Origin of the sequence: Streptomyces sp. HNM0575 (assembly GCF_012726265.1) — a bacterium.
In the GTDB taxonomy this organism is placed as follows: domain Bacteria; phylum Actinomycetota; class Actinomycetes; order Streptomycetales; family Streptomycetaceae; genus Streptomyces.
Genome location: NZ_JAASAG010000006.1, coordinates 439,232 through 458,295, shown reverse-complemented (window position 1 = coordinate 458,295; position 19,064 = coordinate 439,232). Strand labels below are relative to the sequence as shown.

Below are 19,064 nucleotides of genomic sequence, written 5' to 3'. Positions count from 1 at the left end.
AGCCCTCCTCTGCCTCGCGAGACGACGAGCCGACGTGCTCTTCGCCATGCTCCGCGACGGCACCTTCTACGACCCCAAGCCCACCCCCACGGGTTGACGAAACCCATAGGGACACCCCCCCCCGCTTCACCAGCCGTCCGGCCTGCCCCCACACTTCCGCCCCACGCGCCGCCGCCCGTCAACCTCACCGCCAAGGAGCTTCGGCCTCATGTCATCCACGATCACACCTCGGCGCACTGCCGCCGCAGTTCTCACCGCCGCCCTTCTCGTGCCGCTCGCCGCCTGCGGCGGCGACGACAAGGGCAGCGGCACGAAAGACGGTTCGAGCAGTGCCCCTAAGGCCAACCTGACGGTCCTGGCCGCCTCTTCGCTGACCGACGTGTTCAAGACGGCAGGGAAGAAGTACGAGAAGGAGAACCCGGGGACGAAGCTGAAGTTCTCCTTCGCCGGCTCCCAGGAACTGGCCGCTCAGGTCAAGCAGGGTGCCCCCGCCGACGCGCTGGTCACGGCGGACACCAAGACGATGGACGGGCTGAAGTCCGACGCGGGCAAGCCCACCGTCATCGCGAAGAACCGTCTCGTCATCGCCACCGGCAAGAACAACCCCGAGAAGATCAGGAAGTTGAAGGACCTGGCCGACCCCAAGCTGAAGGTCGTGCTCGCCGCGCCCGAGGTGCCGGTCGGCCGCTACAGCCGGCAGGTGCTGGACGAGCAGAAGATCAAGGTCAAGCCGGTCTCCGAGGAGGCCAACGTCCGGGCGGTGCTGAGCAAGGTCGAACTCGGGGAGGCGGACGCGGGGATCGTCTACAAGACGGACGCCGCCACCGTCCCGGACAAGGTCCAAGCGATCAAGATCCCGGACGACGAGAACGCCGTCGCCTCCTACCCGGCCGCCACCCTCAAGTCGTCCAAGAACTCCAAGGCCGCCGCCGCCTTCGTGAAGTGGCTGAGCACTCCGGAGGCGCAGAAGCTGCTGCGCGACGCGGGCTTCCAGAAGCCCTGACCTGAACGCAGAGCTCTGGGGCTGTCCGGTGACGCGCGTCGCCGGACAGCCCCGTGCTACGCCCCACCCCCCCCCCAACTCCCCAGTCTGGACACGTCGATGAGCCGCCTCCGCGCACCCGGCACCCGCACACCGGCTGCTCTCGCCGTGCCCGCCCTGGTCGCCATCGGGTTCCTGCTGCTGCCGCTGGTCGGCATCCTGGCCCGTACCGAGTGGAGCGAACTCGGCTCCCATCTGACGAGCCCCGAGGTCACCGTCGCGCTGCGGCTGTCGCTGCTGGTGTCCTTCTGCGCGCTCGGGCTGTCCCTGCTCCTGGGCGTACCGCTGGCGTGGCTGCTGGCCCGCGTCCGCTTCCCGGGGAAGGCGCTGGTGCGTTCGCTGGTGCTGCTGCCGATGGTGCTCCCGCCGACCGTCGGCGGTGTCGCGCTGCTGCTGGGATTCGGGCGGCGCGGGCTCCTCGGGCCGTGGCTGGAGGACGACCTGGGCATCGTCCTGCCGTTCCACACCTCCGGCGCCGTCGTCGCCGCGACGTTCGTGGCGATGCCGTTCATGGTCATCAGCCTCGAAGGCACGATCGCGGGACTGCGCACGACTTACGAGGAGACCGCCGCGTCCCTCGGCGCCTCCCCGGCAAGGGTTTTCTTCACCGTCACGCTGCCGCTGGTCGCCCCGGGGCTGGCCGCCGGGGCCGCGCTCACCTGGGCGCGGGCGCTCGGCGAGTTCGGCGCGACGATCACCTTCGCGGGCAACCTTCCCGGTACGACGCAGACGCTGCCGCTGGACGTCTACCTCCTGTTGCAGGACCAGCCGGAGGCCGCAACGTCCGTGTCGCTGCTGCTGCTTGCCGTCGCCATGGCCGTCCTCGTCGCCCTGCGCGGACGCTGGGCCGGCGCGGCCGGACAGCGCATCGGGAGCAGGGACGAGCAGCAGCCGGACGAAGAGCGGGAGGAAGAGGGAAAGCGAGAGGAAGAGGGAGCGGCGGCGGCAGAGACCGTTCGCGGCACGCCGCCCGCCCCCGCGGAAGCCCCGGCTCCGCAGCGGCTCTGCTCCCTGAACACGGAAGTGACCGGCTTCAACGACGTCGTCCTCGATGCCGCGGGCGGCACCACGATCGCCGTCGTCGGGCCCAACGGCGCCGGCAAGACCACCCTGCTGCGCGCCCTGCTCGGACTCACCCCACGCGCCCACGCCCGGCTGCGTCTCGGCGACACCGACGTCACGCACCTGCCCCCGCACCACCGCGGCGTCGCCTGGGTCCCGCAGGACGGCGCCCTCTTCCCCCACCTCACCGCGCTCGCCAACACCGCATACGGGCTGCGCACCGGCGGCGTGCCACGGGCCGAGGCCCGCCGCGCCGCACAGGACTGGCTGGGCAGGCTCGGAGTCGGGCACCTCGCCCGGCGCAGGCCGTCACAGCTCTCCGGCGGCCAGGCCCAACGCGTCGCACTGGCAAGGGCGTTGGCCGCCCGTCCACGGCTGCTCCTGCTCGACGAGCCGCTCGCGGCGCTCGACCAGACCACCCGCGCCCAGGTCCGCCACACCTTGCGCACACATCTCGAAGGCTTCGGCGGCGTATGCCTGTTGGTGACACACGACCCGGTCGAAGCCATCTCGCTCGGCGACCGCGTCCTGGTCCTCGACGACGGACGGACCCTTCAGTTCGACACACCCGGCGAGGTCTCCCGGCACCCGCGCTCGCCGTGGGTCGCGCGGATGCTCGGCCGCAACGCCTGGCCCGGCACGGCGACTTCGGAAGGCACGCTCTCCCTCGCGGGCGGAGGAACCCTCGTCCTGGCCGATCCGGTGGCCGAAGGGACGCGCGCGCTGGCGGTCATCGCCCCCGAGGCCGTCTCCCTGCATCGCGAACGTCCCAGCGGCAGCCCCCGCAACAACTGGCCCGGAACCGTACGCGAGATCACCGCCGTCGGCAGCCGCCTCCGAGTCCTGATCACCTCCGACGAGGTCCCCGACCTCGTCGCCGAGATCACCCCGCAGGCCGCGAGCGAACTCCGGCTCGCAGACGGCACGACCGTGTGGACCAGCGTCAAGGCGACCGAGATCACCCTGGTCACGCCGTAGGCAGCGAGCGGTTCCCGCGTCCCGCGGGCCGGAGCCCCGAGTCGCCGGCGGCCCGGCCGCCGCGTGCAGACGTACGCGTGCAGACGTACGCGTGCAGGCCTACGCGTGCAGGCGCGCGTCTCGGTGACAGGGCAGCCGCGCCGGCTGAGAGGGGCGTCTCAGCCGGCGCGACGGGCTCAGCGGTCACCTCGGGCCGGGCATCGGGAATCCGCGGTCATCTCGGACCGGGCATCGGGAATCCGCGGTCACCTCGGACCGGGCACCGGGCACCGGGAATCGCCCTCACCTCGGCGATGGCCTGCGGCCCGAAGTGCGAAGTGCTCACAACCGGATCGACTTCTTGTTCATGAACTCCTCGATGCCGAGCGCCCCGAGCTCGCGGCCCATGCCGGAGCGCTTGATGCCGCCGAACGGCAGGTCCGCCACGGAGCCGCCGGACTTGTTGATGTAGACCATGCCCGCCTCGATCCGGTCGGCGACCCTGCGGTTCCGCTCGGGGTCGGTTCCGAAGACGGCGGCGCCCAGACCGAAGGGCGAGTCGTTGGCGATGGCGATCGCCTCCTCCTCGGTCCCGGCTCGCAACAGCAGAGCGACCGGGCCGAAGATCTCCTCGTGGTAGGCGTCCATCTCAGGTGTCACATCGGTCAGGACCGTGGCCTCCAGGAAGGCGCCGGGGCCGAACCGGTTGCCACCGGTCCGCAGCGTCGCACCCTGGTCGACAGCGGTACGCACCTGGGCGGCCACCTCGTCGGCAGCGGCGGCGGAGGCGAGCGGGGGCAGCTTGGTCGCCGGATCCGTGGGGTCGCCGGGCTGGTAGTAGTCCGCGACGCGCTTGGTGAAGCCCTCCACGAACTCCTCGTAAATGTCGGCCATCACGATCATCCGCTTCGGCGCGTTGCAGGACTGGCCGCAGTTGCCCATCCGGGCCGTCGCCGTGGCCTTCACGGTCCGGTCCATGTCGTCGGTGTCCAGCACGATCAGCGGGTCGGAACCGCCCAGTTCGAGGACGGCACGCTTCAGGTTCCGCCCCGCCTCCGCCGCGACGGAGATGCCCGCCCGCTCGCTTCCGGTCAGCGACACCCCCTTGATGCGGGGGTCCGCGAGCACCCACGGGACCTGCTTGCTGGACGCGAAGACGTTCACGTACGCGTCCTCGGGCACCCCTGCGTCGTGCAGGATCCGTTCGATGGCGACGGCGGACCGTGGGCAGATGGAGGCGTGCTTGAGCAGGATCGTGTTGCCGAGCACGAGGTTGGGTGCCACGAACCGGGCGACCTGGTAGCAGGGGAAGTTCCACGGCATCACGCCGAGCAGCGCACCGATCGGCTCCTTCGCGATGGCGGCCTCGCCGGTCTTGAGGGTCAGCGGTTCGTCCGCCAGCAACTCGGGGCCGTTGGAGCCGTAGAACTCGAAGATGTCGCGGACGACGCCGATCTCTCCGCGCCCCTCGCTGATCCGCTTGCCCATCTCGAGTGCCATGATCCCGGCGAGCTCGTCGGCGCGTTCGGCGAACAGCTCCGCCGCCCGCAGGGCGATGTCCGCGCGCTCGGCGACCGGCCGGCGCCGCCAGGAGCCGTATGCGTCGTCGACGCGGCCGATCGCCGCGAGGACCTCCTCGTCGGTCGCGTTGGGGAGTTCCTCGATCAGTTCCCCGGTGGCCGGGTTGGTCACTGAATACATGCCGGACGGACCTCCGATGAATACATGCCGGACGGACCTCCGATTTCTAGGCAGGGCGACAGGTGCGCCGATCTCACCGTCGCCGGGTCCGGAGTGATCGTCAAAGGGAAGTCTTCTATGGGCGCATAGCGGTCCGCTATGAGCGCGGGTGCCCCTTGAGCAGGACGTTGGGAACGCTCAGCGGACGCGGACGGCGCGGGCCACGAAGTGCTCGGTTGCGTCCTCGTAGCAGTCCATCCGCCAGCCGCTGTCCTCCAGCGCGGGCCGCAGATTCGGCTCACCCAGCGGATCGTCCGGACTCAGCGGACGGCCGTGGCGGGCGGCCCGCTCGGCCCGGCCGGACGGATGGAAGAGCAGGAGGACGCCGCCCGGAGCGGTGACGCGGGCCCACTCGTGCAGGGCCGCGGCCGGGCCGGGAAGGTGGTCGAGCAGCCCGGCGCTGAAGATCCCGTCCACCGTGCCCGGCGGCAGCGGCAGCCGCTGGGAGTCGGCGACCAGCAGGCGGGCCTGCTCGTCGCGGCCCTCCCTGACGGCCGACAGCAGCATGGCCAAGGTGACGTCCACGCCCAGGACCGCTCCTTCGGCCCCCACCTGTCCGCGCAGGGCGGGCAGAGCACGCCCCGTACCGCAGCCGAGGTCCAGAGCGCTCTGGCCGGCGCTCAGTCCCATACGGGCGACGGCCGCCGCGTACCGCGGGCCGTCGTCGGCGAACCGCGCCTCCCACGCGTCCGCCCGCGGAGTGAAGAAGGCCCGGGTGGCGGTGAGTTCGGCCCGCTCGGCCACGAGCGCCACGAACCGCGCCAGCACCCGGTCCCGGTACGCTGCCAGCGCCGTCAGCTCATCCGGCGCGGCTTCCCGGAGACCGGGAGCGGTCGCGGCCTCCTCGGGGAACGCCGTCGCGAACGCGTCCACGGCCGCCTCGTCGACCTCCAGATGGAACTGCATCCCCCACGCCGCCCCTCCCACCCGGAACGCCTGCACCGGATACCGGTCGCAGGAGGCCAACAGCACCGCCCCGCCCGGCAGTTCCATGGTGTCGCCGTGCCAGTGCAGGACTCGCAGCCGCTCCGGCGCACTGGCGAACAGCGGATCGTGCTCCGCAGCAGGGCTCAAGTCCACCTCGCCCCAGCCCACTTGCAGCCCGGCTCCCTCGCGGGCCTCGCCGCCCGCCGCCACGGCCAGCAACTGCGCGCCAAGGCAGATCCCGAGCACCGGCACTTCGGCGGCCAACGCCTGGCGCAGCAAGTCCAGTTCGGCGCGGCGCGTGGGAAAGCCGTCATCGCTGTAGGCGGCCCGCGACCCGCCCATCACCACCAGCGCCTCTACGCCGGACAGGCTCTCCGGCACCGGGTCTCCCGCCCACACCCGGCACAGCCGCACATGCAGCCCGGCAGCCCGGCAGCGCCTCCCCGAGCACGTACGGGCCTTCCTCCCGCGCGTGCTGCACGACCAGTACACCCACGGCTTCACCCCCATCAGCAGATGCATGCCAGATTACGGCTGACACCTGCACCTGCGAGCCGCATTCGCCTGTCGGCTGGGTATGCGCAGCACCAACTGTCCTGGCTGTCCTGGCCGTCCTGGCTTTTCCGACCGTCCCGGCCGGTCCGGCCGCCGGATCCGCCGCCCTCCTCCGGCGGCCCCGGCGAAACCTCGAACCGCACTCGCCGCCGTGCCCGAAAAGGCGGGAAGCGGCACGGAGAAGCCGAACTGCCGCCCGCCCCATTGCCGTTCCTTGGATCTTTCTTGGGGCAGCCAATTCCCTGGCATGTGCAGATCAGCGAAATATTGGCGCAGCACGGTGTCTCCCACCGGACACCACGGCTCGCGACGGACCTCGCGGCCGAATTCGAAGGGGGTTTGCATGAGAATTGCCCGTCCGAGAACGCGCGCCGGCATAGCCGCGGCAGCCACACTGCCGCTGCTCGCCGGCGCGATCGCCATGGGCGTGCCGGCGCACGCCGACGGTCCACAGCACGGCAGGCAGGTGCTGAAGACCACCAAGCCGAAGTGGGCCACCACCAAGGCCGACCGCGGCAGCACCGCCAGCTCCGCGAAGGTGACCGCCCGGGTCTACCTCGCCGGGCGCGACGCCTCAGGGCTGGCCGCCTACGCCAGGTCCGTATCCGACCCCGGCTCCGCCTCGTACCGGAAGTACCTGTCGCCCGAGCAGGCACGTGCGCGCTACGGCCCGACCAAGGCCCAAAAGGCCGCTGTCACCGCATGGTTGAAGTCCTCCGGCATGAAGGTGACCGGCGCAAACGAGCACTACCTGTCGGTGTCGGGCGACACGGCGGCGACGGAGAAGGCGTTCGCCACCCGGCTGCACGACTACACCAAGAACGGCAGGACTTACCGCGCGCCGCAGACCGCCGCGTCCGTACCGTCCTCGCTGCACGGAGCGGTGCTGACCGTCGTCGGCCTGGACAACGCGCCCAAGCTCGCCAAGCACGACGAGGAACTGCCGCCGCCCGGCCCGGTCTTCCGCAACTCCGGCCCGTTCTCCGGCTATTACGGCTCGAAGACCGCCACCGGCCTGCCCAAGGCGTACGGGAAGCACGTGCCGTACGCCGTCAAGGGCTACACCGGCAAGCAGCTGCGCGCCGCCTACGGCGCCACCGGCTCGGGCCTGACCGGCAAGGGCGTGACCGTCGCGATCACCGACGCCTACGCCTCGCCCTCCATCGCCGAGGACGCCTCGCGGTACGCGAAGCGCAACGGCGACAAGGCTTACCGGACAGGGCAGTTGAGCCAGGTCCTGCCCGACGACTACAACCACACCAAGGACTGCGACGCGGCCGGCTGGTACGGCGAGGAGACCCTCGACGTCGAGGCGGTGCACGCGCTCGCACCCGCCGCGGACATCACCTACGTCGGCGGCGCCTCCTGCCAGGACGCCGACCTGCTCGACTCGCTCACCAAGATCGTCGACCGCAGGCTCGCCGACGTCGTCTCCAACTCCTGGGGCGACGTGGAGGAGAACGAGACACCGGACGTGGCAGCCGCCTACGACCACGTCTTCCAACTCGGCGCCATCGAGGGCATCGGCTTCTACTTCTCCTCCGGCGACGACGGCGACAACGTCGCCAGCACCGGCACCAAGCAGGTCGACACCCCCGCCAACTCCCCCTGGGTGACCGCGGTCGGCGGCACCAGCCTCGCCGTGGGCAAGGGCAACTCCTATAAGTTCGAGACCGGTTGGGGCACCGATCAGGCCCCGCTGTCGAAGAACGGCAAGAGCTGGAAGGGCCTGCCCGGCCCCTTCACCTCCGGCGCGGGCGGCGGCACGAGCAAGAGCTACGACCAGCCGTTCTACCAGCGCGGCGTCGTACCGGACGCGCTCGCCAAGGCCAACGGCCCGACCCGGCAGCGCGTCCTGCCCGACGTCGCGGCGGTGGCCGACCCCAACACCGGCTTCCTGGTGGGTCAGACCCAGCAGCAGACCGACGGCTCGGACAAGTACAGCGAATACCGCATCGGCGGCACCTCGCTGGCCGCGCCCGTCATCGCCGGCGTACAGGCACTGGCGCAGCAGGCCGGGCACGGCAGGCCGATCGGCTTCGCCAACCCCGCCCTCTACGCCCGCTTCGGCACCAAGGCGTACCACGACGTCACCGACCACCCGCTCGGTCCGACGACCGAACTCGCCGTGGCCCGCGTCGACTTCGCCAACGGCGCCGACGACTCCGAGGGCCTGAGCACCACGCTGCGCACCCTGGGCAAGGACAGCTCGCTCAAGGCCGTACGCGGCTACGACGACGTCACCGGCGTCGGCTCACCCACGGCGGGCTACCTGAAGTCCTTCAAGCGTCACTGAGTCCCGTCTCGTCCGTGGGTCCCCCGGGCCGCCCCTCGCGTCCCCCGGGACCCACGGATGAGGCTCCCCGCGGCCGGTGAGGCGGCCCGAGCGCCGGCGCGTGCACCATCACTCGGAGCCATCGGCTAACCTGTCCAGGGTCGCCCCTCGCGGGCGGCCCTGGCGCTTGCGCGACCGGGTGCGTCCCTCACCGGGGGTCTTCACCAGGCAGGTCACCAAGCCCCGCCTCCGTAGCTCAGGGGATAGAGCACCGCTCTCCTAAAGCGGGTGTCGCAGGTTCGAATCCTGCCGGGGGCACCAGCAAAAACACCCCGGACCGATCATGGTCCGGGGTGTTTGACATCCAGATCTGACATCAACCGTAGGGGTCGGTCACGACCCTGGACGCCGCTTGAGCAGCCGGTCCATGTGACTGATCGCCTCGCGCTGGGTGTCCTGCACGACGTGCGTATAGACGTCCATCGTGATGCTGATCTGGCTGTGCCCCAGGATCTCCATCACCACGCGGGGAGCGACGCCGGCAGCGACGAGGAGCGTCGCGCACCCGTGCCGAGCGTCATGCAGCCGCACGACGCGGAGACCGGCATCCTTGGCGACCCGGGTGAAGGACCGATAGACGTTCCGCGGCTCGACCGGCCGCCCGTTCCGAGTGGTGAAGACGTACTCGCTCGCCTGCCACCTCTCCCCCGCGGCTTTCTTGGCCGCCGCTTGCCGCATCCGATGCCAACGAAGCGGAGCAACGCACATCGCGGGCAACGGCACGACCCGTCGACGGCGCCCCTTGGGATCATCTTCGTAGAGCCGTCCCTGCCGGCGCTGAGTCTGCTGCCGCACGTACAGAACCCGGTTGTCCAGGTCGACATCGCCCCAGCGGAGACCGACGATCTCCCCTCGGCGAAGCCCCATGGTCACGGCCAGCACGAAGGCCGCGTAGAGCGGATCCTTGCGGGCAGCGGCCAGGAAGGTCAGCGTCTCGTCGAGCGTCCAGGGGCTCAGCTCGCGTGAGACGACTCGCGGCGGCTCGACAAGGCTCGCGACATTGCGCGTCACCAGCTCCTCGCGACTGGCGGCCGTGAGAGCGGAACGAAGCACGCTATGCGACTCCTTCGCAGTTGCCGCGGTCGTCTGCTTCTCCAACCGGGTCAGGAAGCGTCGGACGTCCCCAACGCTCAGCGACTCCAAGCGCTTTGCACCGATCATCGGTACAAGGTAGAGCCGGACGTGCGCCTCGTACTTGTCGAACGTGCTCAGCTTCCACCGTGACCGGACGACGTTTTCCAACCAGTACGGCAGCCACTCGGAGAGCTTTGCCGAACGCGTGGGAACGGGAACACCCTGGTCCACCTTGGCCAGCAAGTCCCGCCGCTTGACGTCGCATTCGGCCCACGTCTTGCCGTAGGCGAACTTCCGGGCACGAGTACCGTCCGGCTGCAGGACGTACACGGCAGCCTGATACCGCCCGTCTTTGCGCTTGGTGATGGTGCCGGCTCCATTAGGGTTTCGCTTCCGCTGCTGTGCCATCAAGCGGCCTCGTCAATCTCGTGCTCGATGAACTGACGCACGGAACTGGCGGGGATACGGCGTGAACGGCCAATGGTGATCGAGACCAGGCGACGGGACCGAATGAGGTCGTAGACCGTGGACCGTCCTAGCTTCAGCCGGCGCATGACCTGCGGCACCGTCAGCAGTTCGTCAATCGCTTCGTTCATCGTGAGGCTCCTTCCTGTGCGCGTAGGTCGTGCAGGGCTTCGCGGGCGGTCTCGCGGTTGAGTTGGAGATCGCGCGCGATGGTGCTTGCGAGCAGTGATTCGCCTGGGCTGTGGCCGTGGCCGGCGAACTGCCAGTCGGCGAGGACGAGCACGGTGTCCGGCTCCAGGTACTCCAGGCCGAGTGCTGCAGCTTGTTCGGCAGCGCGGTAGTCGGCTCGCGTCTTGCGGAGTGCGCCGAGGGTGACGGAGTAACGGCGGGACTTCGTCGAGAAGTGGCCGCGGAAGCCGAGCATGTGAGCCCAGGCCCACAGCCGCCGATCGGGATAGAGAGCGTTGAGATCTCGGCAAGCGCGAATGAGGCATCGCGTGTGATCCGGCACCTCGTGGCGGTCGAGTTCGGCGAGCTCGCCGATGCGCCGGTCCAGCGTGCCGGTGGTCTCAGCTGCCTTGGTGGCGTACTTGGCGACGTATGCGGCGACGGCCTGTTCGGTCAACTCCTCACCGGCGCCGAGAGCTTTGATGGGACGGATGTCGAGCTGGGTGCCCCATCGAATGGTGCGGGTCGGTTCGTCACCAGCGGCCGGAACAGTGATCGTGGTGTAGGCATGGACCGCGGCGGCGCGGATTGCATCGTCCAGGAGTTGGGTGCGAGCCCAGTACGGGGGCGCGTCCTCCGGTCCGCCGGGTCCGTCGATGCGGACGACGGCATGAAAGTGGATCGCTCCACGCTTCTGGAATTCGGCGACCTTGCCGAAGGAAATGCGGCAGACCTCCCGCAGTTCGCGTTGCGTCAGTCCGGCGCGGGAGGCGATCTCACGACGCAAGCGCACCGTGAAGCGCTGCCAGAGCTGTCCCGCGTGGTTGTTGAAGAGGACTGCCCCGGCGTAGTCGTAGGAGTCGGGATCGAGCGGTGTGCCCAGGGCCGGGTCGTCGTCGCTGTGGCGGGTGCCGCAGCGGCAGCGGCCGGAATCGGGTCGGTTGTGCACGGGCCCGAAGCTCGGTGCGGTGAGGGTCGCGAAGACGCGCGGATGGTCCCGCACGGTGACTGGGATGTCGCGTCGATCGTCGCCGGCAAGCCCGGCGCGGATGAGGTGGTAGGTGTCTCCCGCGTACGTGTAGGCACAGGACGGGCAGCGGGAGGCGCGGCGGTTGCCGCAGGCGATGCGGAGTCGGCCGCCCGGCTCCTTTTCGGTGCTGTAGTGGTGCAGCGTCTCGCCAGTGGTGCGGTCTTTCGTCAAGGTCCAGCCGGTGAGGTGGATGGGGTTGGAGCATCCTCCGGTGCGGCGAATCTGGTCTTCCCAGCGGGCGAAGTCGGCAGACCCGGCCACCCTCAGCGCGTCGCCGAGGGTGATCGAGTCCACGCCCGCGATGCTTGCGGGCTGGGTCATGCGCGTCCCCCAGTCACCACGGGGGTGCTTCGACGCAGAGAAGTCTTGCCAGTGCCCCGACAGGACGGGCAGGCGACTCGGAGAGTGACGCGGCTTCCATCGCTGTGGCGGGCGCCGGTAGTAACCGCTACGACGGGGAAGCCGTAGCAGCAGCGGCACAGCCGGCCCGGTGCATTGGCCCGGTGGGTCATGATGGGTGTCTCCTTTTCGATCTCGGTCGGGAAGGGGCACGGCTCTCGGGGCGGCAGATGCTTGGCGGTATCGGCGCCGCACCGAGGGCCGGTCAGTAGCGCTTGTGCTGCGATTTCAGAAGCGAGCGGAGCACCACGGCGCACACGGCCACGGATGCCGCGGTGACTGCGACTGTGAGAAGCAGGGAGACCAGGACCGCACCGACGACGAGCGCGACAGCGGCGCCCCCGCCAACGACCGCAGCCAGCCCACCGGGCGTGAGCTGAACGGTGCTGCGAGGAGCCGGGGCCGGCGGAACACTCGGAGCGGGCTCGTGGTGGCGGTGAACATCGGTCGGCACCACAGCAGCCGAAGGGACTGGGACGTTCGGGTACTTGGGACGAAGCACGCTGGTTCTCCCTTCACTCAGTCGTTGGTGCCGTTGACGACCTCAGTCCCGGTGCGGGTGCCTGAGTCGATGGCGGGTGCGAGGAAGGTGTCTGCGAGCAGGAAGCCGCCCAGGAGCAGAACGACGACGAGCCATATCGGCGGCCGGAAGAGGCGGATGCCGAAGTAGCCGACGAGGGCAAGCACGAACACCAGGGGCAGTTGGACGGTCATGACGTGGTCCCCTTTCAGCGGACGCGGCAGCGGTGGGTACGAGCAGCGAGTTGAGCTGCAGAGCGGGAGCCGTAGTCGGCGGACCAACCGCAGCGTTCGGCGGTGCATGCGGCCGCGTGCCGGGGCTGCCCCGTACGGCGGTCACGGTGGGTGCCGATCTGTACGGGACCGATGCGTTGGACGGAGTGGAAGAAGTTGCGTGCGGGCATGGGTGGTTCTCCTTTCAGGTGAGGTGCGCGGCGATTGCGTTGGCCATCGGTGCAGGTACGGCGAGTTGGGCCCGTAGCGCGTCGGTGCCGATGGGCGAGCCGGTGCGGGCTTGGTGTGCGTCGGCGAGCTTTCGCGCGTGGTCGACCAGTGCCGGCGGCACGGACGGCAGCGGCGGCGAAGGCGGCGCAGTCGGCTCACTAGGCCGAGGAGCGGGTTGCGGCAGCTCGGGAACATCGCGCTCCTGGGCCGTCACGGGAGCGGCTGCATCCTCCGCGGCAGGCGTGGGGGCGGCATCCGCCGGCGCTTCCGCTTGCGGCTCCCCCACGGGCGAATGCGCCAACAAGGTTCCGCCGAAGAAGGCGAGCGCGGGCCACCCGGCCACGAGGATGCGCAGCCATGCGGGTACCGCCTCCAGGTCGAGAAGTCCCGCCGTGGCGATGTTCGCGCCGAGGGACGCCGCGAGCGCGACGACGAACCACCACCAGGGCAGTCGCGCCGAATCTCCGGTCTCCTGCAAGGCCCGGATGCGTCGCCATGCAGCCACGAGCAGCAGGTCCACGCTGATGGGGTAGGCCCAGGCTTTCCAGCCGTCCTGCCCGGCTGCACGCGCGATGTCATGCAGGTGTGCGAAGGACAGGGCGCCTGCGATCACAGCCTGGATCAGTACGGCGTCCACGCGCGGCAGCCGGGTCATGATCGATTCACCTCCTGTTTCGGGCATGGGTCGGGTAGGGACGTGGCGCGAAGCGGTCACGCCAACCGTGTTGGAGAAGGGTCAGGCTGCCTTGTGGATCGGCTCGACGGCCGACAGATCAGCCTTGGCAGTTGCGAGTTCGAGCGCGGGCCGAAACGCTGCCAGCTCGGGCAGTTCCGGAGTGCGCTCGGCTTCCGCATTGCAGGTATTCACGGCCTGCCGAAGTGACGTGTACGGCGTACGAGTCGTGACCCACCCGCCGGACGAGTCACCGGCAACGGCCATGCCTGGCCGGTCAGTTGGAATCTGCGTCGTGGCAAGCACGGCATCCGGTGAGATGTCCGCGAACGCCATGTTGGCCGAGGCCTCATCGTTCACCCGGTGGGCGACACGGCCGGTCAGCTGAGCACGGAGCATCGTGATGCCCTTGCCGAGCTCGGAGCCGAATCGCTGCCCGCAGATCTCCACGTAGATGCCGGCCGCACGGCCGAGCTGGACCAGCCGCACCAGTGCGGTGACGATCCGGTCGCGTCGCTTCTCCTCTTCCTTGCTTGCGAAGAGGGCAAGTTCGGCGACCTCGTCGATCAGGAGCACCACCGGTAGGGGCCGCAGGTGCTCGGGCAGCCCCCAGATGTCCGCGGTGATCTCAGCATCGGGTACGTCCACGCTGATGCGCTGTTCCGAGCGAATGAGCTCGTAGTTCGCGTCCATGCGCTCGATGAGCGCTTCCAGCAGACCCAAGGCGTCATCCTGGTTCGAAGCCAGAGCAGAGAACCGGCGTGCGAGCGGCGCGAGTTCTACGCCGTTCTTGCAGTCGATTCCGACCAGAGCGACCGGTTGTCCGGCGAGAGCCGTGACGAGTCGACGCTGGTAGACGGACTTCCCCGACTGAGTAGCCCCCAGGTTCAGGGCGTGCGGCACCTCTCGATAGTCCCGGTAGTGAATCGCTCCGTCCTCACGCAGCGACACCGGGACTCGCAGGACACCAGCTTCGTTCCTCGCCGGCATCTGCACCCGCTTGAGCACGTCATAGCCGGTCATCCGCAGCTCGACCACACCGGCTTTGACCTCCCGGCAGGAGACTCCTTGCATCGTGAAGGAGTGCCGCAGGCGGTCAGTTGAGGCGATGAAGTCGTACGCGTCCTGCCCGGGTCGGAGCTTGATGCGCAGCACCAGACCGGTACGCGTCGGGCGTATTCGAAGGATGTGCGGTACCCGCGAAGACGGCGCTTCGGTACGGGTCGCCCGTGCCAGCGCGAGCCGCATGCGGGACGGCGGAACTGTGAGCCCGCAGGCGTCCATCACGGAGCCGTACCGCAGCAGGACCCGGAAACCCGCGATGAAGACGCCGACCGCGAGCCAGTACCAGGCGGGGCGGCGCCACCGAAGCAGCAGCGCCAGCCCACCGGCGATCAGTGAAGTGATCAGTGCGGCCGTCATGTTCAGGCCGCCTGGTTCTGTCCGGTCTCGGCGAGAGAAGTGACGGCCACGGCGCGGAAGGCGATTCCGTGCCGCTTCTGGCCGTTGAACTCGTTCTCCCACGAGCGAGCCCGAAGGTTGGTCACCGCGACCTGCGTTCCGGGGGTCAGACCCTCCGGGATGCCGGTCTCGGGCACCGAGACGTTGTAGACCTCGGCTTCTCCTTCGTCGGTGACCATCAGGCCGACCGTCATCATCTGTGCACCGGTCTCCCGGTCCACGGCGATTTCGCCGGTCTGCCGGTTCACCAGCTTCTTGGCGGGCGGTACGGCGACGAAGACGACGGCGGTGTTTGTGTCGATCTTGAAGGACGGCACAGTGAAGCAACTCCCTTGCGCAGCGCGCTTCGTAAGCACGCATAGCTGACAAATGACTACGCAACGGGAGGTTGACCGCATACGGACTGGGCGCGATACGCTGCCTGAGCGTTGACATCAACAACGCACCCGGCCTGAGTGGGCTGCCTCCCGCTCAGGCCACATCTATGTCTGTGGCCTTGTTGCTCACGCGCCGGTTCAGGTCTGCCTACCTGTCCGGCGCGTTCGCGTGTCCGCTCAGCAACTCCGTTGACAACGAAGGGCGTTGCGAACACCAACCACAGTAACCCGTACTCTAAGTATTGTCTAGTACTTCAAGTACCAATCCGTACTCCGAGTACGCCTAGCTCCGTGACCAGCGACCGAAGGTCGTCAGAGGGTGGCTGACTCATAGTTGCGAGGTCCGCGACGAGCTGCTTGACGGCAGGCATAGCCCCAACGATCTCGGGCGAGAGCTGCTGCGCGGCCCGGATCGAGGCGACAGATTCGCCGATCTGCCGGCGTTGCGCGTGGGCCCTCGCGACATCGAGATGGAACCTCGTCTGACGTTCGGCTGAGAGCCCAGACGCATCCACGCGGTCAGCGGCGCGGAGCGCGACGCCGGCATCTCCCAGGTCGACCGCAACGGCTACCTCATAGAGGTCGACGTTCGCCGGGCCGAACTCGGTGTTGTAGTCGTTCCGTCCGGAACCGACCACCTCAGCCATCTCACGTGCCGCTCGAATGAACTCGTAGGCGTCATCAGCCTGATTGGCCTTGCCTGCCGCCACCGCCCTCTGGAGGGTGAGCGCACCACGAAGCGCGATCGCTTCGACGTTGCCGGTTGCCGCCAACGGCTCCATCGCGTCAGCGGCACTGCCTGATGCCTGCGCCGCCTGGTCGTAGTGACGAGCACCGAGGAAGACAATCGACAGCCGAAACTCGCCGGCAGCCATCAACAGCGGATCATTCGCACGCTCAGCAGCCACGACGGAGCGGTCCACGGCGATCCATGCCGCCTCCGGCTCCCCCATGTTCGCCAGAGCCGCACTGCACGTGTGGTAGACGGTCGCAAGCAGACGGAACAGCTCTGGACGGTCGTCCTCGGGTGCGGAACGTGCAGCAGACTCTGCCCGCGGCACCAAGCCTTCCAACAGCTCAGCCAGATCTGCGTAGTTGCCCTCATGCGTCAGCGTCCAGGCACGGTCAACGTCGCCACGCAGCTTGTCCACGTTCGGCGGTTCGCGTTCCCCAAGGATCGCCTTCAAGGAGTGCGCGGCACTCAGGGCGAGACGTAGGCGACTGGCCCCCGGCGGCTCAGCCACAGTCGAAGCGACAACGGGCGCCTCCGCCGCCAGTTCGGAGACAGGGAGGTCCAGGACCTCAGCCACCTTCTCCAAGACTGTCATCCGGTCGATGCGACGAACTCCCCGCTCCACCTGGGAGACCCAAGCTTCGGAGCGGTCCAGAAGCGCGGCGAACTCCTTCTGTGAGAGTCCACGGCGCTTCCGGTTGAACGCGATCTTCCGACCGAGCGCCTTCTCGTAATCAGGACTCACCCGTCCACGCCCTTGCCGGACACGAAGTCCAACTTGTCGACCTCTGTCGACGACAGGTACTGCTCACGAGCAGCAAGGAACTCCATGACGTAGCCCTGCGACTCGTGCACCTCGAAGGCATCCCTGTCCGCGTACAGCTCATAGAAGATCCGCTCCAGCGGACGCCCCTCCACGCGGTGCACGGTGTAGATCAGCGTCCCTGGCTCGTTCGCCTTGATCTGCTCGCCGGTCCGCGAGACCAACTCGTCGAATCCGGCTGCCGCTTCCTCGTCCTTGCAGGTGAAGCGGACCATCAACCCGAACATGCAGTGATCTCCCTCCTGATCGTCTCGGGCACCCCTCCCCGTGTGAACACCTGTCCATGAATGACCCGCATCAAAAGTACGGTCTAGCATTCAAGGTACTCACACACCGAGTACGGTGCTAGTACTTATTGTACGGCTCTCCAGGGTTCCGGTCAGCCACTCGGGACAACAAGGTTGGATAGCCGCTGGTCAGTGCCGTGGAGGAACACCATGCCCACCTACAGCCGCACCTTCCCCGGTCTCATGGAGCAGGTCGGCCATGCACGCCAATGGACACGCGACATCCTCGCCCACAGCTCGCATGTCGACGACGCCGCCTTAATCGTCACCGAGCTGGGCACGAACGCCCTCCTCCACAGCGCCAGCGGCAACGAGGGGGAAGCCTTCAAGCTCAAGGTGGCGCACACACCTGAGACGGTATGGATCGCAGTCACGGACGCCGGCGGCACACGCACCACTCCCCACGTCGAGCACCCCGGCGAGAACAACACCCACGGCCGCGGCCTCGCTCTGGTCGCCACTCTCGCGCGACGCCTCCACGTCCACGGCAACGACGAGGCCGGCCACACCGTCACCGCCGAACTCCACGCCAGCCCGTCAACCACCCTCTTGATGCACGGCTACTGGTGCGAGTGCACGGTCAACGGCGGCCAGCTCGGCTCCTTCGACGCCACCGACCCCGAACAAGCTCTGCGCTGGATCCGCACCAGCCTCATGATGATCGCCACTTCACTCGACGAGGAGCCCTACCGCGAAGCCCAGCGCTGGATGACGCACGAACAGCCCCTGGCCCTGCAGGCGTTGCGCAACGGCGATCCCCAAGACATCACGCTCAAGCACCGGACGACCGAGATCACGTGGACTGCCCGGCGGGTTGCCTTCCTACCCTTGACCAGCCGTCAGGGCAGCATCCTCCCGGCATGCGCTGAACAGCACTCAAAGGCTCAGCTCGGCCACGGCATCTCCCAGTAGAGGCGGCGAGTTAGCGCTTCAAGAGTCACTACAGGCCGCATCTCCGACGGTTCACGCATCCACCCAGGTGCGGCCCCAACGTGCAGCCTCGTAGATCGAATCGATCTGATGTCCCTCGAGCACGCCGGTCCTCGCGCCCAGTCCTGCAAGCTCGCGCTCACGTATCGCACGCACGCCAGACAGTGACGAGTGGATGTCGAGCTCTCTGATCCCAACGAAGACCAGGAGCGGTTGAACCTCCACGGTGAACCCGCAGGCCCGCGTCAGTGCCTTCGTCGCTCTCTTCGCTTCGCTGCGACTCCGTCGTACGTACGGGTAGGACTGCCCACGGATCATCACGGAGTCGTCCCCGACCCAAACCTTCGCGTCCTTGTGCTTCTTGGCGTTGATACAGAAGACCCCGCCAGGCCCCATCCACAGGTGATCGATGTCCACATGGCGCGGCAGCGGTATGGAGTGAAGAACGCGCCAGCCCTGACGGGATAATCGCTGCAGTTCTGCACCAACAGCGCGCTCACCCTCCCAGCCGACGCGCCAGGAGTCGTCTTCGCTGCGGGCGCCCCTCACACGGCGCCACATATAGCCGGCCCTGCTCATCCCCTCCGTGACCATCTTCTGCTTCAAGGCATGACCAGGCTTGCGGAGAGCTAAGTCCTCGTCAGGAATCTGAGCAGCTGTCTGCTCCGGATCGCGTGGGGCAGCCGCAGAAGAACCCTGTGGTGTGAGGTACGGAGCGAGTACTTCGAGCACGGCATCACGATGGTCTTGCAGCACGACGTGGAGCTGTCCGCTCTTGCGATCGAGCCAGGCGACCCTGGTGTCGTCCGGCAGGCTCACATACAGCCGATCATGCCCGTACCGCTTCCATGGCGAGACCCGTAACTCCGTCATCCATCGCCCCCACAAAGAGACTTGGCCTGCAAGTCCATGGGAGCAGCCGCACCAGCACGCCCACAAGGACGCCTGAGCGCGATAAGACTTTCCCTACTTCATCAAGGGCTCGCTCCGCTCGCTGCGCGGCCCGGCTTGCCGCCGGGCCGACGCTCATGTCTCCGCCCCGCTCCGACCCGGCCGCCGGCCC

General features: G+C 68.4%; 19 protein-coding genes and 1 tRNA gene. 5 read left to right on the top strand and 15 right to left on the bottom strand.

The genetic code is table 11. The features are described 5' to 3' along the window. Positions 1-208: 208 nt before the first annotated feature. Together modA and HCC61_RS17490 are read left to right on the top strand one after the other, a co-directional pair. A complete protein-coding gene (gene modA, locus HCC61_RS17495; RefSeq protein ID WP_169136378.1) occupies positions 209-1,003 on the top strand; it encodes a molybdate ABC transporter substrate-binding protein in 795 nt (264 codons plus the stop codon). Between the two features lie 99 nt (positions 1,004-1,102). After that, positions 1,103-3,082, top strand: coding sequence for an ABC transporter permease (locus HCC61_RS17490; protein WP_169136377.1), 1,980 nt, complete (start codon positions 1,103-1,105; stop codon positions 3,080-3,082). A 321-nt stretch (positions 3,083-3,403) separates the two neighbouring features. Here HCC61_RS17490 and HCC61_RS17485 read toward each other — a convergent pair whose 3' ends face one another. Together HCC61_RS17485 and HCC61_RS17480 are read right to left on the bottom strand one after the other, a co-directional pair. Further along, positions 3,404-4,762 carry an NAD-dependent succinate-semialdehyde dehydrogenase gene (locus HCC61_RS17485; RefSeq protein ID WP_169136376.1) on the bottom strand — a complete coding sequence of 453 codons (1,359 nt, stop codon included), beginning with the start codon at positions 4,760-4,762 and terminating at the stop codon, positions 3,404-3,406. 177 nt (positions 4,763-4,939) lie between these two features. Further along, positions 4,940-6,109, bottom strand: coding sequence for a methyltransferase domain-containing protein (locus HCC61_RS17480; protein WP_346777249.1), 1,170 nt, complete (start codon positions 6,107-6,109; stop codon positions 4,940-4,942). A gap of 517 nt (positions 6,110-6,626) precedes the next feature. Here HCC61_RS17480 and HCC61_RS17475 point away from each other — a divergent pair. Both HCC61_RS17475 and HCC61_RS17470 read left to right on the top strand, forming a co-directional pair. Continuing rightward, a complete protein-coding gene (locus HCC61_RS17475) occupies positions 6,627-8,579 on the top strand; it encodes a S53 family peptidase (protein ID WP_169136375.1) in 1,953 nt (650 codons plus the stop codon). A 224-nt stretch (positions 8,580-8,803) separates the two neighbouring features. Further along, positions 8,804-8,879, top strand: a tRNA-Arg gene (locus HCC61_RS17470). 72 nt (positions 8,880-8,951) lie between these two features. Here HCC61_RS17470 and HCC61_RS17465 read toward each other — a convergent pair. The 12 genes from HCC61_RS17465 to HCC61_RS17420 all read right to left on the bottom strand — a co-directional run bounded on the left by HCC61_RS17465 (position 8,952) and on the right by HCC61_RS17420 (position 17,011). Then, on the bottom strand, positions 8,952-10,100 hold the full coding sequence (locus HCC61_RS17465; RefSeq protein WP_169136374.1) for a site-specific integrase: 1,149 nt from the start codon (positions 10,098-10,100) through the stop codon (positions 8,952-8,954). After that, positions 10,100-10,288 carry a helix-turn-helix domain-containing protein gene (locus tag HCC61_RS17460; RefSeq protein WP_169136373.1) on the bottom strand — a complete coding sequence of 63 codons (189 nt, stop codon included), beginning with the start codon at positions 10,286-10,288 and terminating at the stop codon, positions 10,100-10,102. The genes HCC61_RS17465 and HCC61_RS17460 overlap by 1 nt, the downstream gene beginning before the upstream one ends. Further along, positions 10,285-11,676: a replication initiator protein RepSA gene (gene repSA, locus HCC61_RS17455; protein ID WP_169136372.1), complete on the bottom strand. Its 1,392-nt coding sequence runs from the start codon at positions 11,674-11,676 to the stop codon at positions 10,285-10,287. Before repSA ends, HCC61_RS17460 begins: the two co-directional genes overlap by 4 nt. Next, complete coding sequence (locus HCC61_RS30780; RefSeq protein ID WP_240969051.1) at positions 11,673-11,867, bottom strand: hypothetical protein; 195 nt, start codon at positions 11,865-11,867, stop codon at positions 11,673-11,675. Before HCC61_RS30780 ends, repSA begins: the two co-directional genes overlap by 4 nt. A 92-nt stretch (positions 11,868-11,959) precedes the next feature. Then, positions 11,960-12,211 carry a SpdD-like protein gene (locus HCC61_RS30775; protein WP_346777248.1) on the bottom strand — a complete coding sequence of 84 codons (252 nt, stop codon included), beginning with the start codon at positions 12,209-12,211 and terminating at the stop codon, positions 11,960-11,962. A gap of 62 nt (positions 12,212-12,273) precedes the next feature. Further along, positions 12,274-12,468 carry a hypothetical protein gene (locus tag HCC61_RS17450; protein ID WP_169136371.1) on the bottom strand — a complete coding sequence of 65 codons (195 nt, stop codon included), beginning with the start codon at positions 12,466-12,468 and terminating at the stop codon, positions 12,274-12,276. A 14-nt stretch (positions 12,469-12,482) separates the two neighbouring features. Further along, positions 12,483-12,677, bottom strand: coding sequence for a mobile element transfer protein (locus tag HCC61_RS17445; RefSeq protein WP_169136370.1), 195 nt, complete (start codon positions 12,675-12,677; stop codon positions 12,483-12,485). Between the two features lie 14 nt (positions 12,678-12,691). Then, positions 12,692-13,372: a DUF2637 domain-containing protein gene (locus tag HCC61_RS17440; RefSeq protein ID WP_169136369.1), complete on the bottom strand. Its 681-nt coding sequence runs from the start codon at positions 13,370-13,372 to the stop codon at positions 12,692-12,694. An 81-nt stretch (positions 13,373-13,453) separates the two neighbouring features. Continuing rightward, positions 13,454-14,812, bottom strand: coding sequence for an FtsK/SpoIIIE domain-containing protein (locus HCC61_RS17435; RefSeq protein WP_169136368.1), 1,359 nt, complete (start codon positions 14,810-14,812; stop codon positions 13,454-13,456). Positions 14,813-14,814: 2 nt separating this feature from the next. After that, positions 14,815-15,168 (bottom strand): hypothetical protein, encoded by a 354-nt coding sequence (locus HCC61_RS17430; protein WP_169136367.1) that lies wholly within the window; start codon positions 15,166-15,168, stop codon positions 14,815-14,817. A gap of 314 nt (positions 15,169-15,482) precedes the next feature. Further along, complete coding sequence (locus HCC61_RS17425) at positions 15,483-16,706, bottom strand: helix-turn-helix transcriptional regulator (protein WP_169136366.1); 1,224 nt, start codon at positions 16,704-16,706, stop codon at positions 15,483-15,485. Then, positions 16,703-17,011 carry an antibiotic biosynthesis monooxygenase gene (locus HCC61_RS17420; protein WP_169136365.1) on the bottom strand — a complete coding sequence of 103 codons (309 nt, stop codon included), beginning with the start codon at positions 17,009-17,011 and terminating at the stop codon, positions 16,703-16,705. The genes HCC61_RS17425 and HCC61_RS17420 overlap by 4 nt, the downstream gene beginning before the upstream one ends. A gap of 210 nt (positions 17,012-17,221) precedes the next feature. On the opposite strand from HCC61_RS17420, the gene HCC61_RS30770 reads away from it, so the two are divergent. After that, positions 17,222-17,983 carry an ATP-binding protein gene (locus tag HCC61_RS30770; RefSeq protein WP_240969050.1) on the top strand — a complete coding sequence of 254 codons (762 nt, stop codon included), beginning with the start codon at positions 17,222-17,224 and terminating at the stop codon, positions 17,981-17,983. 51 nt (positions 17,984-18,034) lie between these two features. Here the strand turns inward: HCC61_RS30770 and HCC61_RS17405 are convergent, their stop codons facing one another. Further along, a complete protein-coding gene (locus HCC61_RS17405) occupies positions 18,035-18,820 on the bottom strand; it encodes a nuclease-related domain-containing protein (RefSeq protein ID WP_346777247.1) in 786 nt (261 codons plus the stop codon). Positions 18,821-19,064 lie beyond the last annotated feature (244 nt).

What these genes read in the sequence shown, in the direction of transcription:
- HCC61_RS17445 (WP_169136370.1), bottom strand. Translation starts at nt 12,677, where the DNA reads ATGCCCGCACGCAACTTCTTCCACTCCGTCCAACGCATCGGTCCCGTA.
- HCC61_RS17490 (WP_169136377.1), top strand. Translation starts at nt 1,103, where the DNA reads ATGAGCCGCCTCCGCGCACCCGGCACCCGCACACCGGCTGCTCTCGCC.
- HCC61_RS17435 (WP_169136368.1), bottom strand. Translation starts at nt 14,812, where the DNA reads ATGACGGCCGCACTGATCACTTCACTGATCGCCGGTGGGCTGGCGCTG.
- modA (WP_169136378.1), top strand. Translation starts at nt 209, where the DNA reads ATGTCATCCACGATCACACCTCGGCGCACTGCCGCCGCAGTTCTCACC.
- HCC61_RS17475 (WP_169136375.1), top strand. Translation starts at nt 6,627, where the DNA reads ATGAGAATTGCCCGTCCGAGAACGCGCGCCGGCATAGCCGCGGCAGCC.
- HCC61_RS30770 (WP_240969050.1), top strand. Translation starts at nt 17,222, where the DNA reads ATGCCCACCTACAGCCGCACCTTCCCCGGTCTCATGGAGCAGGTCGGC.
- HCC61_RS30780 (WP_240969051.1), bottom strand. Translation starts at nt 11,867, where the DNA reads ATGACCCACCGGGCCAATGCACCGGGCCGGCTGTGCCGCTGCTGCTAC.
- repSA (WP_169136372.1), bottom strand. Translation starts at nt 11,676, where the DNA reads ATGACCCAGCCCGCAAGCATCGCGGGCGTGGACTCGATCACCCTCGGC.
- HCC61_RS17450 (WP_169136371.1), bottom strand. Translation starts at nt 12,468, where the DNA reads ATGACCGTCCAACTGCCCCTGGTGTTCGTGCTTGCCCTCGTCGGCTAC.
- HCC61_RS17460 (WP_169136373.1), bottom strand. Translation starts at nt 10,288, where the DNA reads ATGAACGAAGCGATTGACGAACTGCTGACGGTGCCGCAGGTCATGCGC.
- HCC61_RS17440 (WP_169136369.1), bottom strand. Translation starts at nt 13,372, where the DNA reads ATGACCCGGCTGCCGCGCGTGGACGCCGTACTGATCCAGGCTGTGATC.
- HCC61_RS17465 (WP_169136374.1), bottom strand. Translation starts at nt 10,100, where the DNA reads ATGGCACAGCAGCGGAAGCGAAACCCTAATGGAGCCGGCACCATCACC.
- HCC61_RS17420 (WP_169136365.1), bottom strand. Translation starts at nt 17,011, where the DNA reads ATGTTCGGGTTGATGGTCCGCTTCACCTGCAAGGACGAGGAAGCGGCA.
- HCC61_RS17485 (WP_169136376.1), bottom strand. Translation starts at nt 4,762, where the DNA reads ATGTATTCAGTGACCAACCCGGCCACCGGGGAACTGATCGAGGAACTC.